General features: G+C 78.6%; 1 protein-coding gene. It reads right to left on the bottom strand.

What is annotated here, in order from left to right; translation table 11 throughout:
• The coding region (locus CCN44_RS18775) for an acyltransferase domain-containing protein (RefSeq protein ID WP_143649850.1) at positions 1-1,803 on the bottom strand (1,803 nt) is incomplete at both ends.

Genomic DNA, 1,803 nt, shown 5'->3' with positions numbered 1-1,803 from the left:
GTCGATCAGGCCGCCCCAGCGCTCGGGGTGTTCGAGGGCGACGACCCGGCCGAGGCCCCAGGTCTGCGCCTGGGCGGGCGCGGTGACGCGGTCGGCGGGGCCGGTGGCGACGGCGCCCCGGGTGGCGCACCACAGCGGCGCGGTGACGCCGGCGTCGCCGAGGGCCTGCACCAGGGCGACGGTCAGGGCCAGTCCGGTGGGCAGGGCGGGGTGGCCGGGGTGCGGGGCGTCGTCCAGGGCGAGCAGGGACAGCACCCCGGCCGGCCGGTGGCCGGCGAGCCGGTCCGCGAGCGCGGCGCGGTCGGTGTCGTCCGCGCCGAGGGTGAGCGTGCCGACCTCGGCGCCGCGCGCGGTGAGGGCGGCGGCCACGTGCGCGGCGAGCGGGTCGTCGGCCCGTGCCGCTGGTACGACGAGCAGCCACGGACCGGTCGGCCGGGCGTCGTCGGGAACGGCGAGCCGCTCCCAGGTGACGGTGTAGCGCCAGCCGTCCACGGCCGACTGCTCGCGCAGCAGGCGGCGCCGGCGGGCCAGGGCCGGTACGACGGCCGTGAGCGGGTCGTCGGTGTCGACGCCGAGGGCGCGGGAGAGTTCGGCGACGTCGGCGCGGTCCACGATGTCCCAGAACCGGCCGTCCCACGGGTCGCTGCCGGTGCCGGCGGCGAGCGCGGCGCGCCGCTGCGGGGTGAGCCAGTAGCGCTCGCGCTGGAAGGCGTAGGTGGGCAGGTCGACCCGGCGGGGCGTGTACGGCGCGAGTTCGGCGGCCCAGTCCACGGGCGCGCCGAGGACGGCGGCCTCGGCCAGGGCGGTGCGGAAGCGGAGCAGGTCGCCGTGGTCCCGGCGGAGGGTGGCGACCGCGGTGGCGGGCACGTCCATCGCCTCGGCGGTCTGCTGGACGCCGAGGGTGAGGACGGGGTGCGGGCCGACCTCGATGAACACGCGGTGGCCCTGGGCGAGGGCGCGCCGGGTGGCCGCCTCGAAGCGGACCGGTTCGCGCAGGTTCCGGTACCAGTAGCCGGCGTCGAGCGCGGTGGTGTCGAGCGGCTCGCCGGTGAGGGTGGACAGGAAGGTCACTTCCGCCGGGCGCGGGGTGAGGCCGGCGAGGTCGGCGGCGAGGCGGTCGCGGACCTCGGTGACGTGCGGGGAGTGGGAGGCGTAGTCGACGGGGATGCGGCGCACCCGGATGCCGTCGGCCTCCCAGGCGGCCTGGGCGGCGTCGAGGGCCGCCGTCTCGCCGGAGACCACCACCGTGGACGGTCCGTTGACGGCGGCTATGCCGAGGCCGGGCCGGTGGTCGAGCCGGGCCCGGACCTCCGCCTCGGGCAGCGGGACGGACAGCATGCCGCCGCGGCCCGCGAGCGCGAGCAGGGCCTTGGCGCGCAGCGCGACGACCTTCGCGCCGTCCTCCAGGGACAGGGCGCCGGCGACGCAGGCGGCGGCGATCTCGCCCTGCGAGTGGCCGATCACGGCGTCGGGCCGGACGCCCGCGGCCCGCCACAGCTCGGCGAGGCTGACCATGACGGCCCACAGCACGGGCTGCACGACGTCGACCCGCTCCAGCGCCTGCGGGGAGCGGATCGCCTCGTCCGGCGACCAGTCGACCCAGGGCGCGAGGGCGCGGGCGCACTCCGCCCATGCCGCCGCGAACACCGGGGAGGTGCCCAGCAGGGGTACGGCCATGCCGGCCCACTGGGCGCCCTGGCCGGGGAAGACGAAGGTGACGCGGCGCGCGCCGGCCGCGGCGGTGCCGGTGACGACGGCGGGGCTGGGCCGTTCCTCGGCCAGCGCGGCGAGGGCGTCCAGCAG

This window comes from Streptomyces tricolor, assembly GCF_002155905.1.
Taxonomy (GTDB): domain Bacteria; phylum Actinomycetota; class Actinomycetes; order Streptomycetales; family Streptomycetaceae; genus Streptomyces; species Streptomyces tricolor.
Note: the sequence above shows the minus strand (reverse complement) of the source record. Positions and strands in the feature narration are given on the sequence as shown.